The organism is Pseudarthrobacter niigatensis (assembly GCF_030812615.1).
GTDB lineage: Bacteria > Actinomycetota > Actinomycetes > Actinomycetales > Micrococcaceae > Arthrobacter > Arthrobacter niigatensis.
In genome coordinates, this window is sequence record NZ_JAUSTB010000008.1 from 66,131 (window position 1) to 84,327 (window position 18,197).

The 18,197-nt window shown below is 66.8% G+C and carries 16 protein-coding genes and 1 tRNA gene; all 17 read right to left on the reverse strand.

Annotation, left to right across the window (positions count from 1 at the left end; genetic code table 11):
- Positions 1 to 18: 18 nt before the first annotated feature.
- The gene (locus J2T23_RS13045; RefSeq protein ID WP_141161191.1) at positions 19 to 1,251 is read right to left on the reverse strand and encodes a branched-chain amino acid ABC transporter substrate-binding protein; all 1,233 of its coding nucleotides are present in this window, start codon (positions 1,249 to 1,251) and stop codon (positions 19 to 21) included.
- A gap of 247 nt (positions 1,252 to 1,498) precedes the next feature.
- A tRNA-Leu gene (locus tag J2T23_RS13050) sits at positions 1,499 to 1,572 on the reverse strand.
- Between the two features lie 114 nt (positions 1,573 to 1,686).
- On the reverse strand, positions 1,687 to 3,153 hold the full coding sequence (locus J2T23_RS13055) for an NAD(P)/FAD-dependent oxidoreductase (RefSeq protein ID WP_307360561.1): 1,467 nt from the start codon (positions 3,151 to 3,153) through the stop codon (positions 1,687 to 1,689).
- 34 nt (positions 3,154 to 3,187) lie between these two features.
- The gene (locus J2T23_RS13060; protein ID WP_307360563.1) at positions 3,188 to 4,594 is read right to left on the reverse strand and encodes a S8 family serine peptidase; all 1,407 of its coding nucleotides are present in this window, start codon (positions 4,592 to 4,594) and stop codon (positions 3,188 to 3,190) included.
- Between the two features lie 3 nt (positions 4,595 to 4,597).
- Entirely contained in the window at positions 4,598 to 5,545 is a 948-nt protein-coding gene (locus J2T23_RS13065; protein ID WP_307360566.1) for a Ppx/GppA phosphatase family protein, read from the reverse strand.
- A complete protein-coding gene (locus J2T23_RS13070) occupies positions 5,542 to 6,213 on the reverse strand; it encodes a DUF501 domain-containing protein (protein WP_307360569.1) in 672 nt (223 codons plus the stop codon). Before J2T23_RS13070 ends, J2T23_RS13065 begins: the two co-directional genes overlap by 4 nt.
- A gap of 27 nt (positions 6,214 to 6,240) precedes the next feature.
- Positions 6,241 to 6,921, reverse strand: a complete 681-nt coding sequence (locus J2T23_RS13075) for an FtsB family cell division protein (protein WP_141161196.1) — start codon at positions 6,919 to 6,921, stop codon at positions 6,241 to 6,243.
- A gap of 149 nt (positions 6,922 to 7,070) precedes the next feature.
- Positions 7,071 to 8,351 (reverse strand): phosphopyruvate hydratase, encoded by a 1,281-nt coding sequence (eno, locus tag J2T23_RS13080; RefSeq protein ID WP_141161197.1) that lies wholly within the window; start codon positions 8,349 to 8,351, stop codon positions 7,071 to 7,073.
- A gap of 118 nt (positions 8,352 to 8,469) precedes the next feature.
- Positions 8,470 to 9,060, reverse strand: a complete 591-nt coding sequence (locus J2T23_RS13085; protein ID WP_307360715.1) for a MazG nucleotide pyrophosphohydrolase domain-containing protein — start codon at positions 9,058 to 9,060, stop codon at positions 8,470 to 8,472.
- Between the two features lie 79 nt (positions 9,061 to 9,139).
- A complete protein-coding gene (locus J2T23_RS13090; protein ID WP_141161198.1) occupies positions 9,140 to 10,276 on the reverse strand; it encodes an adenosine deaminase in 1,137 nt (378 codons plus the stop codon).
- Positions 10,277 to 10,329: 53 nt separating this feature from the next.
- Positions 10,330 to 11,055, reverse strand: a complete 726-nt coding sequence (locus J2T23_RS13095; RefSeq protein WP_141161199.1) for a DedA family protein — start codon at positions 11,053 to 11,055, stop codon at positions 10,330 to 10,332.
- A gap of 134 nt (positions 11,056 to 11,189) precedes the next feature.
- Positions 11,190 to 11,819 carry a DedA family protein gene (locus J2T23_RS13100; protein ID WP_141161200.1) on the reverse strand — a complete coding sequence of 210 codons (630 nt, stop codon included), beginning with the start codon at positions 11,817 to 11,819 and terminating at the stop codon, positions 11,190 to 11,192.
- 6 nt (positions 11,820 to 11,825) lie between these two features.
- Positions 11,826 to 13,148, reverse strand: a complete 1,323-nt coding sequence (locus tag J2T23_RS13105; protein WP_141161201.1) for a thymidine phosphorylase — start codon at positions 13,146 to 13,148, stop codon at positions 11,826 to 11,828.
- Positions 13,145 to 13,588, reverse strand: a complete 444-nt coding sequence (locus J2T23_RS13110) for a cytidine deaminase (protein WP_307360577.1) — start codon at positions 13,586 to 13,588, stop codon at positions 13,145 to 13,147. Before J2T23_RS13110 ends, J2T23_RS13105 begins: the two co-directional genes overlap by 4 nt.
- A 5-nt stretch (positions 13,589 to 13,593) precedes the next feature.
- The gene (locus tag J2T23_RS13115; protein ID WP_141161203.1) at positions 13,594 to 15,102 is read right to left on the reverse strand and encodes an ABC transporter permease; all 1,509 of its coding nucleotides are present in this window, start codon (positions 15,100 to 15,102) and stop codon (positions 13,594 to 13,596) included.
- On the reverse strand, positions 15,099 to 16,496 hold the full coding sequence (locus J2T23_RS13120; protein ID WP_307360581.1) for an ABC transporter permease: 1,398 nt from the start codon (positions 16,494 to 16,496) through the stop codon (positions 15,099 to 15,101). Before J2T23_RS13120 ends, J2T23_RS13115 begins: the two co-directional genes overlap by 4 nt.
- The gene (locus J2T23_RS13125) at positions 16,489 to 18,084 is read right to left on the reverse strand and encodes an ABC transporter ATP-binding protein (RefSeq protein WP_141181018.1); all 1,596 of its coding nucleotides are present in this window, start codon (positions 18,082 to 18,084) and stop codon (positions 16,489 to 16,491) included. Before J2T23_RS13125 ends, J2T23_RS13120 begins: the two co-directional genes overlap by 8 nt.
- Positions 18,085 to 18,197 lie beyond the last annotated feature (113 nt).

The window sequence follows — 18,197 nt, forward strand, 5'->3', positions numbered from 1 at the left end:
CCGGTTCATGCGTGGTTGCTAGTCCCCAATGGGACCGACCGGAACGATCTTTCCGTTCTCCACCTTGTAGCCGTAAACCGTGGGGGCCTGGAGCTCGCCCTTGGCATCCCACTTGTAGTGCTTGCTGAGTCCGTCCTTGTCATAAGCCTTGACCCAGGCCAGCAGGTCAGCACGGCTCTGCTTGCCGGCGTCGATACCGGACAGGAGGACGGTTGCGGCGTCGTAGCCTTCGATGGAGTACGTTCCGGGCTCGGCTCCCTTGGAAACGTCCTTGTAGGCCGATGCGAATTCCGGAATCAGCTCACCCGGGAGGCACGGGCAGGTGAAGTACGCGTTGTTGGACGCGTCACCGGCCTGCTTGATGAACTGGTCGTCCTTGACGCCATCAGGTGCCACGAACGTTCCGGTGAAGCCCTTTCCAACCAGCTGCTGGTCGAACGGGGCGCCCTCGGCGTAGTACCCGGAGTAGAACACCGCGTCTGCCTTGGCATTCATGATCTTGGAGATGACCGCCGAGAAGTCCTTCTGCCCTGTGGTCACCTTTTCCGTCCCGGCAAGGGCACTGCCCAGGCCGGCGGAAGTGGAGGTTCCCAGGCCGATGCCGTAGTCGGAGTCATCCTGGACCAGGTACACCTTCTTCGCGCCGAGCTTCCCGGTGAGGAACTTGGCGGCTGCGGGGCCCTGGACGGCGTCATTGCCGAGGCCCCGGAAGAACGTGGTCCAGCCGTTGCCGGTGAGGCCGGGGTTGGTGGCCGACGGGGTGATGTGGACAAGGCCCTTCTGCTCGAAGATGTTGCCCGTGGCCTTGGATTCACCGGAGAACGGCAGGCCGATCACACCCACGATGTCAGACTCGCTCACCAGCTGGGTAACGGGGCCGGTGGCCTTGTTGGGGTCACCTTCAGTGTCGAACTTCTTGAACTGGACCTGGCACCCCGGGTTGGACTTGTTGTGCTGGTCGATGGCCAGCTGGATGCCGTTGAAGATGTTGACGCCGAGCTGGGCATTGGGGCCGGTCTGCGCGCCTGCGTAGGCGAGAGTGGTGGTCGAGGGGCAGGTCGCCTTCCCGTCGCCGGCAGGCTTTACCGCACCGGCAGGGACATCGACTTTCGAAATGGCGGGGATGTTCACCTTGCCGGACGAGCCTGAGCTTTCCGTGGTGCCGGGGCCCGCCTGGTTGGCACAGGCCGACAGCAGCATGCTGAATGTGGCTGCTGCTGCCAACGAGGTGAGGACTTTCTTTCGGTACATTTGTCTGCCTTCCGAAACAGGGCCATGCGATGCGCGTGCGGATCAATGGGGCGCTTCGGCGCCCGGAATGGGACCAGGAATTCCTGATTTAGGTTCAAGCTAGTGCATAGACAGCAGCGAAACTGAGTGACAGAGGTCACAGCCTTATAACAGTCGTTGCCTATGCGGAATTAAACGCAGGAAGCCGCCTGCTGTGCAGGCGGCTTCCCGGTGTGCAAACCCTCAGGGCGCCGGAAGGAACAAGGTGTACCCCAGGTGGGACTCGAACCCACAACACGCGGATTTTAAGTCCGCTGCCTCTGCCAATTGGGCTACTGGGGCGCCGGGTCCATGGTACCTGCCCGGGACGCGTTGGCTGGAAACGCCGACGGCGGCCGTTCCCTGCAAAGGGGACGGCCGCCGTCGGACGGTGTCAAGCGTGGTGGAACAAATGCGCTACTTGGCGTTGGCCGCCACGGTTTCCTTGGGAGCGGCGGTGGCCGTGGCGCTGGAGCCGCCAGCCGGCACTGCTGCGGGCGCAGCGGCTGGCTTGGGGGCGGGAGTGGCCGCCGAGACGAAGGCACCGCGCGGGTTGTCCAGGTCCATCAGCTGCGTGGTGTCGCGTCCGGCGAAGAAGCCGATGATCCAGTTCAGGATGACGCGGAACTTGCGCTCCACCGTGGGCATGGCCATGCCGTGGTAGCCGCGGTGGGCCAGCCAGGCGAGGCCGCCCTTGAGCCCGATCCGGCCCAGCAGGTTGATGTTGGCAACACCCTTCCACTCGCCGAAGCCGGCCACTGCACCAAGGTTCTTGTGCTTGTAGTCCGCCAGGGGCTTGTCCCAGCGGGAAGCCCACAGGTTCTTGGCGAGGCGCTTGGCCTGGCGCAGGGCGTGCTGGGCGTTGGGGACGCAGGTTCCGTCCGGCAGGCCCTTGCCCGTGAGGTCTGGAACTGCGGCGATGTCGCCGGCTGCCCAGGCGTTCTCCACGATGCCTTCGTCGCCTGCGATGCGCAGGTCCGGCAGGACGCGGACGCGGCCGCGGGGTTCGAGCGGGAAGTCGGTGGAGCGCACCATCGGGTTTGCCTGCACGCCGGCGGTCCACACCAGGGTGTCTGCCTCGAACTCCTGGGCAGGGGTCTTGTCCGGAAGGTTGATCAGCTTCAGGGTGCCTTCGGCGCTGTCCAGCGAGGTGTTCAGCAGGACCTCGATGCCGCGGCTGCGCAGGTGCTCAACCACCCAGTCGGCCTGCTTGGCGGTGACCTCGGGCATGATGCGGCCCATGGCTTCGACCAGGACGAAGCGGACTTCCTCCTGCTTGATGCGGGGGTTGTTGCGCACGGCGGCGCGGGCGAGGTCTTCCATTTCCGTGATGCACTCGATGCCGGCGAAGCCGCCGCCGACCACCACGAAGGTGAGCGCCCGGGCGCGTGCCGCGGGGTCCGTCATGGTGGAGGCGACCTCGATGCGCTCCAGGAGCTTGTTGCGCAGCGCAACGGCTTCCTCGATGGTCTTCAGGCCGATGCCCTTGTCCGCCAGGCCCTTGATGGGGAACGTGCGGGTGATGGCGCCGGCTGCGAGGACGACGTCGAAGTAGGGAACCTCGAAGTTCTCGCCGCTGTCGGCAGGAGCCACCACAGCCGTCCGGTTGACGTGGTCGATCGACGTGACGCGGCCCTGGATGAGCTCGGTCTGCTTGAGGTGCTGGCGGTGGGAGACCACTGCGTGGCGGGCTTCGATGTTGCCACCTGCCACCTCGGGGAGGAAGGGCTGGTAAGTCATGTAGGGCAGGGGATCAACGACGGTGACGATGCCACCTGCATTCGCGATCTTCTTCTGCAGTTTCAGTGCTACGTACAGGCCGACGTACCCGCCGCCGACGACGAGTACCCTGGGACGGTCCTGGAGCTGTGGGGTGGTTGCCATTGTTCAAGGATACAGGAGTTTGTGAAAATCTTCACTAGCCGTCGGACGCCTCCGTAACCTGCTGGTTCCGGGGTGCTTGCACGCTTTCCATCACCCCGGTATCCGGTTCTTCAACGGCCAGGGAGCCGTTGCGGCCAGCCCTGCGGAGCTGGATGGCAGCGGCCGCGATGATCACCACGAAAAGGACGGCAAAACCAATCACGACGGCGGCGCCAATGGCGCTGTCCCGCTGTGACGGGGCCTTGGCGGCGGGAACGGTGGCTTCCGGCAGCGTGGGCGCGGCGCTGGGCACTGGCGTTGCGGTTGGGAGCGGGGCTGCAGGCGCGGCGTTGCCGCGCCTGTGCACGCGGATCCACTCGGCGATGGTGCCCAACGGATTGACGGTGGCCTCCGGAACGTCGGCCTTGAGCGCCGCCTCGGCATTGAGGATCCCGTAGCCGTACAACGGATCCTTGCCCGGGGCCCCGGCGTCCTGGGCGGTGGAGACGATCCTGTTGATGACCTGTTCGGCGCTCATGTCCGGCCACTTGGACCGGATCAAGGCGGCCACGCCGGCCACGATGGGGGTGGATCCGGACGTACCGGCCCATTCCGCGTAGCCGCCGCCGGGGAGGCCGCCGAGGAGGTTCTCGGCGGGTGCAGCCACCCCGATGCTGATGCCCTGCGATGACGCGTCCACGCTGGCCACGTTCTTGCGGTCCAGGCCGGCGACGGTGAGCACGCCGGGAATGGTGGCCGGGGCGCCCACCTGGGTGTTGCCGCCTACCCGGTTTCCGGCGGCGGCTACGATGACCACGTCCTTCTGTTCGGCGTAAAGGAAGGCGGCATCCCAGCTTTGCGGCCATTGCGGCGTGGTGCTGCCGAGCGAGATGTTGATGACCTTGGCGCCGTTGTCCACCGCCCAGCGCACCGCCTCCGGAATCTGGTCCTGGTCGCTTTTGCCGGACGGGTTGGCCGAACCGAGCCAGGTTGAGACGGAGAGCAGCTGCGCTTCGGGTGCCACACCCATGATGCCGTCCGGAGGAACGGCCGGTCCCGGGCTGGGACTGGGACTGGCGCTGGCGGGTTGGTGCCCGCGCCCTGCCAGCATGGTGGCAACGAGGGTGCCGTGTTCCGGCTTGGAGCCGACGCTCTTCTGGCCGTCCGGCTGGCCCGAGCCGGACGCGTCGTAGCCGCCCACAACGGAGCCTTTCAGGTCCGGGTGCTGGGCATCGATGCCGCTGTCGATGACAGCCACTTTCACGCCCGCGCCCTTCGACACCTCCCAGGCCTTGGTGATGCCCGAGTCCGCCAGCCAGTACTCCTTGTCCCGCCATTCGTCGGCACGCGCGGACGGGGCGGTAAACAGGCCGGCACAGAGGCAGCAGGCGGCCAGGAGGACCGCCACTGCGGCGGCCACGGCACGGGAGACAAGCGGGGTTGAAGCTGGGGTGGAATGCATGGACTACCCGATGCTCAGTGCGATGCCGTCAAGGATGTCGTGCTCGCTTGCCGTGGCTGCGGTGATCCTTCCGCCGGTCAGCTCCCCCATCCGTTCCAGGATGCGCCGCCATACCAGTCCCCCGGCACCGATGACGTCGACCCGCCCGGGGTGCATGTACGGCAGGGCTGCCCGGCCGGCGCGGGTCATGTCCAGCAGGTCGGTGGCGGCGTCGCCAATCTTCCGAATGGGAAGCGCCACGCCGTGGATGGCCTCCGGCGTATATTCCGGCAGGCGGAGCGCATGGGCGGTGATGGTGGTGACGGAGCCGGCCACCCCGACGACGGCGGTGGCGCGTTCCAGCGGCACGTCACGGCCGGCGCGGGCCATGGCCTCGTCCACGTCGGCTTCCGCTGCGGCAATCTGTCCAGCGGTGGGCGGATCGTTGCGCAGGTGCCGTTCGGTCAGGCGGACGCAGCCAATGTCCACGGACTTGGCGGCCGTGACGCCTGCGGCGGTGCCCAGGACGAACTCGGTGCTTCCCCCGCCGAGGTCCACCACGAGCACCTGCTGGCCGTCGAGGACGGGCAGGACGCTGCTGGCCCCGGCAAAGGACAATGCCGCTTCCTCGGCCCCGGAGATGACCTCCGGTTCCACGCCCAGCAGTTCCCTGACGCCGTCCACGAAAACATCCCGGTTGCGCGCGTCGCGGCTGGCGGACGTGGCAACGAAGCGGATCCGCCCTGCGCCGTGCTCCTCGATGAGGCGGGCGTAATCGGCTGTTGCGGCGAGGGTGCGCTCCAACGCCTCCGGGGCCAGCTCGCCGGTGGCGTCCACGCCCTGCCCGAGCCGGACCACGCGCATTTCGCGGTGGACGTCGGTAAGGACCGTGCTGCCGTTGCTGCGGTCGATGTCGGCGATCAGGAGCCGGATGGAGTTGGTGCCGCAGTCGATGGCGGCCACGCGGGTCACTCTGGCACCCCCGTGGTTCCGGCGGATTTCCGGACCGGGGCGGGACGGCCCACGATCTCCGGCAGCCCTTGGGGCCCGTGGCGGCTCAGGTCGCGGGAAGGTGCCTCACCGGCGGTGTCCCAGGCGCCGTCGCAGTAGCACTTGTCAGCAGTCCACCACTCGCTGATCATCCGGATCGCTTCGTCGCCCAGGGGGTTGACGCCGCTGCCCGCGGCCAGGGAGTGGCCGACCAGGACGTGCAGGCACTTGACGCGGGTGGGCATACCGCCGGCGGAGACGCCGTCGATCTCCGGCACCGGGCCGATGCCCGAACGCTGCCCAATGGCTTCGCGGGCGGCGAGGTACTCCTCGTGGGCTGCCCTGTAGGCCGTGGCCAGCCTGTCGTCACCGGCCAGCTGGTCGTTCATGCTGTTCATGACCCCGGCAGCTTCAAGCCTGGAAACCGCGGACGTGATCACCGGGTGCGTCAGGTAGAAGGTGGTGGGGAACGGTGTGCCGTTGCTGAGGCGGGGTGCGGTGGCCGCCACGAGCGGGTTGCCGCAGACGCAACGGGCCGGAATCTCCACGACGTCGCGGACGGGGCGTCCCAGCTGCCTGCTCAGTACTTCAAGGTCGTGTGCTGTTGGTTGGCGGGATTCGTCCCGGGCGGCTGCCGTGTTGTGTTCCACTGTCGCGGGCCGTCCTTCCTGTGCGGTTCAGTCTGTGGCCGCGCGCCTGATGGACTCCCACAGGGAATCCACCCACGGCAGATCGGCGGGGTCTTGTGCTGCTGCGCCGGCGGGGCTACTGCTTTCTCCGGCCGGCTCATCGCTGCCAAAAACCCAGTAGCCGGTTTCGCCCGGCATAACCATGTTAATGCGGTCACGGGCCTGCTGCTTGACGTAGTTGGGGTCCTGCCAGCGTGAAACCTGCTGCCGGAGGGCATCGCCCTCGGCCTGGCGTGCAGCGATGTCGGCATTCAGGGCGTCGATTTCGGCCTTCTTGTCGAAGAAAATCTTGACCGTGGGCGCCAGCATGATGGTAATGGCCACCATCACGACAGCCAGAGCCAGCATGCGGCCGGAAAACGCCTTGGCGGGGACGGGATGCTGTTCCTCGTCGGCGCGGCCGGGATCCTTGCCGTCAACGGGACTGCTGCCCTTGCGCGCGGCGGAGGGCTTCGGGGATCTGGCCTCCCCTGCCGTCCCAGCGCGCTGCCCGGCGGTTGTCCGCCCGTGCCGGTCCGTCGATGGTGCAGGGGCCGCGGCGGCACTGCCCTTGGCCGGCCGGAAATCCGCCCGGATGACCTCGGCGCCGGCGGAGGATCCGTCGTCGGCCGTTTCCTTGGCTGGACGGGTGGGGGCGACCTTGGGAACTTTGGGGCGGCGGGTAGCCATGACACTCCTGAAACGCAGCCTGCCGGGCCGCCACTATCTGTGCTGGACAGTCCCGGCAGGCAAACACTGCTGGGACAGATGCTGCTGTAAACAACAGCGGTGGCTATGGTCTTTCAACCATAGCCACCGCTGAAGGGATTAGCCGGTTACTAGCCCTTGAAACGCGGGAACGCGCTGCGGCCGGCGTAGCGTGCGGCGTCGTCCAGTTCCTCTTCGATGCGCAGCAGCTGGTTGTACTTGGCGACGCGCTCGGAGCGGGCAGGTGCGCCGGTCTTGATCTGGCCTGCGTTGGTGGCCACAGCAATGTCGGCGATGGTGGTGTCCTCGGTTTCGCCGGAGCGGTGCGAGGTGATGGTGGTGTACCCGGCGCGCTGGGCGAGGCTGACGGCGTCCAGGGTCTCGGTCAGGGAACCGATCTGGTTGACCTTGACCAGCAGGGAGTTGGCGGTTTTGGTGTCGATGCCGCGCTGCAGGATGGACGGGTTGGTGACGAAGAGGTCGTCGCCCACCAGCTGGACCTTGTCGCCGATGGCGTCGGTGAGGGTCTTCCAGCCTTCCCAGTCGTTCTCGTCCAGCGGGTCCTCGATGGACACCAGCGGGTAGTCGGCAACAAGTTCGCCGTAGTAGGCGCTCATGTCGCTGGCGGACAGGGACTTGCCTTCGAACTGGTAGGCGCCGTCCTTGTAGAACTCGGAGGAGGCAACGTCCAGGGCCAGGGCGATGTCCTTGCCCGGGGTGTAGCCGGCGTTCTTGATGGCTTCGGTGATGAGGTCCAGGGCTGCGCGGTTGGACGGCAGGTTGGGCGCAAAGCCGCCCTCGTCACCCAGGCCGGTGGACAGGCCCTTCTGCTGCAGCACCGACTTGAGGTTGTGGTAGACCTCGACGCCCCAGCGCAGGCCCTCGGAGAAGGTCTCGGCACCGATGGGGGCGATCATGAATTCCTGGATGTCGACGTCGGAGTCGGCGTGGGAGCCACCGTTGAGGATGTTCATCAGTGGCACGGGCAGGACGTGGGCGTTGGGGCCGCCCAGGTACTTGTACAGGGGCAGGTCGGCCGAGGCTGCGGCTGCGTTGGCGACGGCCAGGGAGACGCCGAGGATGGCGTTGGCGCCGAGCTTGCCCTTGTTGGGGGTGCCGTCCAGGTCCAGCATGGCCTGGTCGATGCTGCGCTGGTCAGTGGCGTCGAAGCCGGTCAGTGCCGGGGCGATCTGGTCGATGACGGCGTCGACGGCCTTCTGCACGCCCTTGCCGAGGTAGCGGCCCTTGTCGCCGTCGCGCAGTTCGACGGCCTCGTGCTCACCGGTGGAGGCGCCGGATGGAACCGCGGCGCGGCCGATCTGGCCGTCGGACAGCAGGACTTCAACTTCGACGGTGGGGTTGCCGCGGGAATCGAGGATCTCGCGGGCGTGGATGGCATCGATAAGCGCCATGAATTTGCTCCTTATGGGCGATTAACGGGGGGAATCAGGCAGAAAACTCGACGTACTCGTCAGGGTCCAGCCTAGTCGAGAGTGCTCCGGGTTACTCAAACCGGTCAAGGCCGGGACGTCATGATGGCGCGGGGTCACTTTCGCCCCACTGGCCACGCCGGTAGCGGCGGACAGCGTCCCGCAGGGCGCGCTCAGCGTCCATCCCGCTGTCCCGGGCAGAACGGACGACGGCGAGCAGCAGGTCTCCGAGCTCCTCCTCGCTTCCATGCACGGGAGCCCCCTCGGGGAGCTCCAGCCCGGCGCGTGCTGCACGGTCCAGTGACTTCTGCGCCCTGGCCAGCGCCGGGAGTGCCTGCGGGATGCCCTCGAAGGGGTCCTGCCGTTCCGGCTTTTCTGCCCGCTTGACGGCATCCCACTTCTGCTCGATCTCCGCCACGCTTGCCGGGAACGTATCCTGCAGGGATCCGTCGGGCCGGAAGACGTGGGGATTCCGGCGGACCATCTTGGCTCCCAGGCCGCGCGCCACGTCGTCGAACGTGAAGGCGCCGCGCTCCTCCGCAAGGCGGGCGTGCAAAACCACTTGGAGCAGCACGTCGCCCAGCTCGCCCTGCAGTTCGGCATCGGGGTGGCCTTCCTCGATGGTCTCGGCCACTTCGTAGGCCTCCTCGAGGAGGTACTCCACCAGCGAAGCGTGCGTCAGGGCGCCCATCCAGGGGCAGTGTTCGCGCAGTTGGGCAATTTGGCCCAGCAGTTCTTCGGTTGCAGGACTGCCGGGCCGGAAATCCGGATCAGCCAAGGTTGGCGTAGGCGTCGTTGATGTACTCCACCAGCGCTTCCTTTTCCTCCAGGGGCAGGAAGGATGCCTCGGCGGCGTTCAGGGTCAGCTCCAGCAGGTCGTCAAGGTCGTAGTCGAAGGTTTCCACGAGCAGGTTGAACTCGTCGGTCAGGGTGACGCCGCTCATCAGGCGGTTGTCGGTGTTGATGGTGACGTTGAAGCCCAACTGGTAGAGCATGTCCAGCGGGTGGCTTTCAATACCTTCACCAAACTCCGCAATTGCGCCGGTCTGCAGGTTGGAGGAGGGGCAGATTTCCAGTGCGATGCCACGGTCGCGGACCCAACTGGAGAGGTCGCCCAAGGTGACCAGGCCAACGGTGTCGCCGGCTTCCTCGTCGTCGTCGAATTCCACCATGATGTCCTCGGCGATGCGGACACCGTGGCCCAGGCGGAGGGCGCGGCCGTCCACCAGCGCCGACTGGATGCTCTCCAGCCCGGCTGCTTCGCCTGCGTGCACGGTGGCGGGGAAATTGTGCTGGGCGAGGTAGGTGAAGGCGTCCCTGAACCGGCTGGGCAGGAACCCGTCCTCGGCGCCGGCGATGTCGAAGCCCACGGCGCCCTGGTTGCGGTGGCGCACTGCGAGTTCGGCGATCTCCTGGCCGCGGTCGGCGTGGCGCATGGCGGTGATCAGCTGTCCCACCTGGATCTCGCGTCCGGTCGCGGAGACGGCCTCGACGCCGGCCTCCAGTCCGTCCTGGACCGCCTCCACGGCCTCATCGAGGCTGAGCCCCTTCTGGAGGTGCTGTTCCGGCGCCCAGCGAACTTCGCCGTACACCACGCCGTCGTCCGCGAGGTCTTCGACGAATTCCTTGGCCACCCGGAACAGGCCGTCGTACGTCTGCATGACGGCCACCGTGTGGTCGAACGTCTCCAGGTAGCGGACTAGGGATCCGGAGTCGGCAGATTCGCGGAACCACTGCCCCAGGGCGACGGGGTCCGTTGAGGGGAGCGTGTGGCCAACTGCCTGCGCCAGTTCGATGATGGTGGCCGGCCGGAGTCCGCCGTCCAGGTGGTCGTGGAGGGAAACCTTGGGCAGGCTCTTCAGGTCGAAATCGATGGCAGGGGCGGCGTCAACAATAGGCTCAGTCACGTTCCCACCTTAGGGTGGGCCGCAGTCCAAAGCCAGCCGTTGGAAGCCGGCCGTTACTTGGCGGCGGGACCGGCCTTTGCCGAGGGCACCACGAGGGCCTGCGTGCCGGGCCTGCCGTCCTTTGCTGAAGCGGAGGATTCGTCTGTCGGTTCGTCCGTCTCCGGTTCATCGTGGCGGCCCAGCCGCTTGTGCCACCAGCGGAGCAGGTGGTCGATGGCGACGCCCAGGACAATGGCGAACACGACGGCGATGCCGGCGCTCAGCAGCGGATTGTGGTGCAGCCACGGGAACGAGCTGGCCAGCAAACCGATGCCAAGGGAGTAGCCCACCCAGGTCACGCAGGCAAAGGCGTCGAAGACGAAGAACCTGCGGTGCGAGAATCCGGTGCTTCCGGCCACGTAGTTGACGGCCACGCGGCCCCAGGGGATGTAGCGGGCGGTAAAGATGAGCACAGCGCCGCGCTTTTCGAGTTCGTAGCGGGCCCAGGCAAAGACTTTCCGGACTTTGGGCCGGCGCATCCACCCCCATCGGTCCAGGCCGATCTTGCGGCCCAGCAGGTAGGCCATGTTATCGCCGCAGATGGCCCCGACCAGCGCAGTGAGGCCGAGGATCCAGAGGTTGGGTTCGCCGCTGTGCCGCGAGAAGGCCGCAAGGGCAACGATGAGGGTCTCGCTGGGGACCACCATGGCGAAGCCGTCCACGAAGAAGAACACCAGCAGTGCCGGGTAGATCCACCACTGGCCCGCTGCATGGAGCACGGCCTCATTAATAAACTCCACGCGGTGTTGCTCCTGTATAAAAATGACACAGCCAAAGTGCCGCAGCCAAAGCGGAAATCGTTCCTAAGTGTCCCACGCGCCGGGCCCTGTCCGCTACGCCCCAATGCCCGGAATTACCTCCCTAAACGCGCAGGTTATGTCCCGGGTTCCCGGATGCGCTCCACCACGTTGGGTTTGCCGCGGAATTTGTTGATCAGCAGGTCCACCAGGATGCCCAGCGCTACAGCGCAGACAATGGCAATTGCCGCCCCCAGGACGTGGTTGTCCTCAAACCACTGCCCAAAGAAAAGCCCGATCGCCACCGAATAGCCGGCCCACAGGCTGGCCGAAAGGACGGTGAGGCCCACGAACCGCAGGTGCGGGTAGTGGGTGACGCCGGCGGTCAGGTTGACCGCCACCCTGCCGATGGGTATGAACCGGGCCACCAGGATCAGCGACGCCGGCCGCTTGCGCAGCTCCTGGCCGGCCCAGCGGAACGCGCTTTGCATGCGGGGCCCGCGCATCCACGCCCAGCGGCGGGTGCCCACCCGGCGGCCCAGGAGGTAGGCGATGTTGTCGCCGAGGAAGGCTCCCGCCGCGGCGACCAGTATCAGCAGCAGCGGATGGGGAACATCCGCGGTGGCGGCTACGGCGGCGAGGCCCACCACCACGGATTCGCTGGGAACGGGCGGAAAGAATCCGTCAATGATGCAGCAGGCCAGCACCAGGACCAGCACCCACGGCTGGCCCGCCGCGGCGAGGATGAAGTCATTGATGGCCTGCATGGGTCCCTACGCTATGCGGTCGATGATGAGCTGCTGGGCGGGCCGCGACCCTTCCGGAGCGATGACCACGGCGTGTTCCAGGGCTTCCCGGGCGCGGGCAAACCGTTCCGGGGTGTCCGTAAGCAGAGTCATCAGGGGTTCCCCGGCCCGCACGGTGGCCCCGGGCTTGGCGTGCATGCGCACACCCGCCCCGGCCTGGACGGTGTCCTCCTTGCGGGCGCGCCCCGCACCAAGCCGCCAGGCGGCCACGCCGACGGCGAGCGCGTCCAGTTCCACCAGCACCCCGTCGGCGGGAGCGTAGACGACGTCCGATTCCCTGGCCGCCGGCAGGGCGGCGCGGGGGTCACCGCCCTGGGCGGTGATCATCCGGTTCCACACGTCCATGGCCCGGCCGTCCTTGAGTGCCGCTGCGGGGTCGGCGTCGTGCACCCCTGCACAGGCGAGCATCTCCTCGGCGAGCCGGACGGTGAGTTCAACAACGTCCTCCGGGCCGCCGCCGGCCAGGACCTCCAAGGACTCCTCAACCTCGATCGCGTTGCCGGCAGTCAGGCCCAGGGGCGTGTTCATGTTGGTCAGCAACGCAACGGTGTTGACCCCTGCATCCTTGCCGAGCGCCACCATGGTTTCGGCGAGTTCGCGGGCACGGGCCTCGTCCTTCATAAAGGCGCCGCTGCCTACCTTGACGTCCAGCACCAGCGATCCGGTGCCCTCCGCGATCTTTTTACTCATGATCGAGGAGGCGATCAGCGGGATGGCCTCTACCGTTCCGGTGACGTCCCGCAGCGCGTAGAGCTTCTTGTCTGCCGGGGCCAGGCCTGCACCGGCGGCGCAGATGACTGCACCGACTTCCTGCAGTTGGGCGAGCATGTCCTCGTTGCTGAGGTCCGCGCGCCAGCCCGGGATGGACTCCAGTTTGTCCAGGGTGCCGCCCGTGTGCCCCAGCCCCCGGCCGGAAAGCTGCGGGACGGCGACGCCGAACACCGCCACCAGCGGGGCCAGCGGGAGCGTGATCTTGTCCCCCACGCCACCGGTGGAGTGCTTGTCCGTGGTGTACTTCAGGCCGCCGTCGGGACGCCGGAGGCTGGAGAAGTCCATCCGCTCACCGGAGGCGATCATGGCAGCCGTCCAGCGGGCGATTTCGGCGCGGTCCATCCCATTGAGCAGGATGGCCATGTTCAGGGCTGCCATTTGCTCGTCCGCGATGGCGCCGCGGGTGTACGCATCGATGGTCCAGTCGATCTGTTCCGGGCTGAGCTTCCCCTTGTCCCGCTTGGTGCGGATGATGTCGACGGCGTCGAATGCTTCGGCGTTGCTGGTGGTTTGGGTCACCGGGTCTCCTCCAGATGTTGGGGGCCAAATGCGTCGGGCAGCACCTGGTCCATCGTCCTGATGCCTTGGGTAGTCATGACTTCCATCTCCGGGGCGCGGAATTCGTAGAGCAGCTGCCGGCAGCGGCCGCACGGCATCAGGACCGTGCCGGCGGCGTCGACGCAGTAGAAGGCGCGCAATTGGCCGCCGCCGGTCATGTGAAGGTTGCCTACCAGGGCACATTCGGCGCAGAGGGTGAGGCCGTAGCTGGCGTTTTCGACGTTGCAGCCGCTGACGATCCGGCCGTCCGTGGTGAGGGCGGCTGCCCCCACCGCGAAGTTGGAATACGGCGCATAGGCATTTTTCATGGCGGCCACGGCGGCAGCCTCGAGGGCCGCCCAATCGACGCCGGTACCGCGGCCGGGCCTGCCTTGGTTGCCGGGGACTCCGGTTTCTGTCACCTTGGTCACCCCTTGACGTACGGGATGCCGTCGGCCGCGGGCGGACGGGACCGCCCCACGAGGCCTGCCACGGCGATGACGGTCAGGGCGTAAGGAAGCATCGCCATGAACTGGCTGGGCACGGGCGAGCCAATGATGGTGATGATGCTCTGCAGGTTGTCGGCGAATCCGAAGAGCAGGGCGGCGAGGAAGGCCCCGATGGGATTCCAGCGCCCGAAGATCATGGCGGCAAGGGCGATGTAGCCGCGGCCGCCGGACATGTCCTTGCTGAAAGCGTCCACTGACACCAGGGTGAAGAAGGAACCGCCGATTCCGGCGATCGCGCCGCCCATCAGGACGTTGATGAAGCGGGTGCGGTTGACGTTGATGCCCACGGTGTCCGCCGCCTGGGGGTGTTCGCCGACGGCGCGCACCCGCAGGCCCCATTTGGTGTGGAACAGGCCGATGTAGACCACGATCACGGCCACGTACATGAGGTAGCCCACCAGGGACTGGCGGAACAGGATGGGTCCGATGATCGGGATGTCGGCGAGGAACGGGATATCCACCGCCTGGAGCCGGCCGGGCTTGTTCAGGTGTTCCGGGTCCGCCGTGAGCAGGGTGGAGAACAGGAAGCTGGTGAGGCCGCTGATCAGGACATTGAGGACCACGCCGACGATGATCTGGTTGACGAGGTACTTGATGCTCACCACGGCCAGGACCAGGGACACGAGTGCACCGGCCACCGCCGCCGAGATGAGTCCCACGTAGACGTTGCCGGTTACGGTGGCGACGACGGCGGCGGAGAATGCGCCGAGCAGGAGCTGGCCTTCGATGGCGATGTTGACCACACCGGCCCGTTCGCACAGCACGCCGGACAGCGAGCCGAACACCAGCGGTACGGCCAGCGTCACCGCACCTGCCATCAACCCGCCCAGGGAAATGGACGGTTCGGAGTCACGGCCGCCGGCGACGATCCAGATCATGAACCCGGCCAGGAAGACGACGGCGAAGAGTCCGCCCAGCCAGCCGGGGGTGCGGCGCCGCTGCACGGTCAGCAGGATGGCGTACGCTGCCATGGCGAGCAGCAGGACCGCGCAGATCCAGCCGAAGACCATCGAGGGCACGGTGATCTTCTCCACGTGGGCAACGCCGAGGGCGGCGAGGCCCAGGACGACGACGGCAGCGATGGTGGTGGCGGGAATCCAGCGGTCCACTCCCCCGCCCCCGCGGCGCTGGTTGATCCAGCGGTAGCCGAGGTAGGCGGCGGCCGCCAACGCCACGGCCAGGGTGATCCATGCTGCGGTGGAGGAGGCGTTCGGGTCCCGGGCTTCGGCGATCCGGAAACCGGCTGCTTTTGTGTTGGCCAGGAAGCCGAACAGCACGGTGCCCAGGATGGCGAGCAGGCCCAGTCCAACGCCGGCCTTCCAGCTCACCAGTTCCGTTGTCCCGGCCCGGCCTCCGGCGCTGTTGGCCCGGGGTGCCTTTCCGGCGCCCGGCTGTTTGCTGGCGGGGGATTGTGTGGTGGCGCTCATGCTGCCGCTCCGCTCTTGACGCCGCCGGTACGCGAACCTGCGGTCCCACTTGTGGTGGTCTTCTTCTTACGGGGGTTGAGTCCGAATATCGCACGGACCAGCGGCGGTGCTGCGATGAACAGCACGATGAGGGACTGGATGACGAGCACAATATCGATGGGGGTTTGGGTCTGTGCCTGCATTGCCACACCGCCGGCGCGGAAGGCGCCGAACAGGAGGCCCGCGAAGAAGGTTCCCCACGGCGTGGAGCGTCCCAGCAGTGCGACGGTGATGGCGTCAAAACCGATGGAGGCGGCGACACCGCCGGAAAGGTACTTTTCCGTGCCGGACACCTGCGCGACGCCGGCCAGGCCGGCCAGCGCACCCGCGATCGCCATCACCAGGATGGTGCTGCGGGCAACGTTGATGCCGGCGGTGCGGGCCGCGCTCGGGTTTGCCCCAACGGCGCGGAACTCAAAACCGATCGTGGAACGGTTCAGCAGCCACCAGACGAAGGCGGTGGCCGCTATCGCGACCAGGAAGCCGGCGTGCAGGCGGAACTGCGGTCCGAGCAGCTCGGGGAACAATGCCGTGGAGTCAAGGAACGGGGAGATCGGGTTGGTGGAACCCTTGCGCTGGAAAGCCGGGGTCGTGAGCAGGAACAGCAGCAGGAAGTTGGCGATGTAGTTAAGCATGATGGTCACGATCACCTCGTGTGCGCCGGTCCGCGCCTTCAGCAGGCCCACGACGCCGCCCCATACGGCCCCGCCAACCAGGCCGGCGAGGATCACGACCAGCAGGTGCAGGCCGATGGGCAGGTGCCAGGCGAAGCCGACGTAGGCGCCGAAGAGCGCGCCGAAGATGATCTGCCCCTGGGCGCCGATGTTGAACAGGCCGGCACGGAACGCCAGCGCGACGCCGAGACCAGCACAGATCAGCGGAGTTGCGACCGTGAGGGTCTCGGTGATCGGGTACAGCTGGGCGGCCAGGTCGGCGCCGGCCCAGTTGAAGATGGACCCCTGCACCAGGGCGGTGTAGGGGCGGATGACCTCGGTCAGGAGGTCTCCGGGCTGGGCAAAGAAGTAGCCGGCCGTGACGGCGACCTTCGGATTGGTCACCGCCATCAGGATGCCGCCGAGCACGATGGCCAGCAGCACGGAGAGGAAGGAGACCATGGCGTTGCCGGTGAAGACCTGGTGCAGGACGGATCCGCCGCCGTCCGGGTCATGGTCCCGGCCGCGCAGCTGGGTGGCCGCCGGAACGGCGGACGGCGGCATCTGGCCGCCGGCGGTGTCCAGCACGACGTCGGAAGCGATGGCCTCGGAGGTGGTGCCACCGGGCACCTGGGTCGGGGCGGGCTCCGGGGCCCCGTTGTGGCCTATGGCCTGCGGTTCCGGGGTTGTCTTCTCAGACATGGGTTTCTCCTTCGTGGCCGGCAGGCTCCGATACCGTCGCTCCGGCCGTTGCGCCGGAAGCATGGGCGGAAGCGTTGACTTCGGCTTCTGCGGCCGGGACACCGGCCATCATCAGGCCCAGGACGTCGCGGGACGTCGTGGCGGGTACGATCCCCACCAGCCGGCCGCGGTAGAGCACCGCGATCCGGTCTGCCAGCTGAAGCACTTCGTCAAGTTCCGTGGACACGATCATGACCGGCGTTCCGTGGTCGCGTTCAGCGATGACCCGCTTATGGACGAATTCGATCGAGCCGACGTCCAGCCCACGCGTGGGCTGGGAGGCGATAAACAAGCGGAGTGGCCGGGAAAGCTCACGGGCCAGGACAACCTTCTGCTGGTTGCCGCCGGAGAGGGTGCCCACCGCGGCGGATACGGAAGGTGTGCGGACGTCGAATTCCTCGACTTTCCTGGCGGCGTTCTCCGCGATAACGCCCGGTTTCATGCTCACGCCACGGGCGAAGGGTGCCTTGTCGTAGAGGTCCAGGACCATGTTCTCGGAGATGGTGAATGTTCCCACCAGGCCGTCAAGGGTGCGGTCCTCGGGGACGAAGCCCACGCCCGCACCCAGGACATGCTTGACACTCTTGCCCAGCAGCTCCTCGCCGTCGAGCGTGATGGACCCGGCCACGTGCGGCTGCACGCCAAGGATCGCCTCGGTCAGCTCCGTTTGGCCGTTGCCCTGCACACCCGCGATGGCGAGCACTTCGCCCTTGGCGATGTCGAATGACAGGTCATCGACCACGTGCTGGCCGTTGTGGTCCGTCACGGTCAGGTTGCGGACCTTGAAGGTCACCTCGCCGGTCTTCGCCGGTGCCTTGTCGAGTGTCAGGCTCACGGTGCGGCCCACCATGGCGGACGCCAGTTCGGTGGGGGAAGCGGTGGGATCCGCCTGACCCACTACCTTGCCGCGGCGGATGACCGTGATGGTGTCCGAGATGGCTTTGACTTCACGCAGTTTGTGGGAGATGAAGACAATCGACTTACCGTCGCGCTTCAGCTGCCGGATGATGTCCAGGAGTTCATCGGTCTCCTGCGGCGTCAACACGGCGGTTGGTTCGTCGAGGATGAGCACCTCGGCGTCGCGAACCAGTGCCTTGATGATCTCGACCCGCTGCTGGACCCCGACGGGCAGGTCCTCCACCATGGCGTCGGGGTCGACGTCGAACCCGTACTGGTCCGAGATGCGGCGGATCTTCTCGCGCGTGGCTTCCAGATTGAGGAGGCCGGCAGCTTTAGTGGTCTCATTGCCCAGCGCCACGTTCTCGGCCACGCTGAAGACCGGGATGAGCATGAAGTGCTGATGGACCATTCCAATGCCGGCCGCCATGGCCTCGCCGGGGTCTTTGAAGACGACGGGCTTGCCATCGACCAGGATTTCGCCTTCGGTCGGATCGTACAGGCCGTAAAGCACGTTCATCAGGGTGGATTTCCCTGCGCCGTTCTCGCCCAGGAGGCAGTGCACCTGCCCCGGTTCGACGACCAAATCGATGTGGTCATTGGCTACCAGGGACCCGAATCGCTTCGTGATCCCCTTCAGTTCGAGTTTCAAAACCCCAACCAATCTGTGTGTGTATGGATCTGCTCCGGCGCGCTGTCGGCGGCAGGGCAGCGGGTAGTCCCAGCCTAGTGTCACGGGTGGTTCCTGGGCAGGGCGCGCAGGCG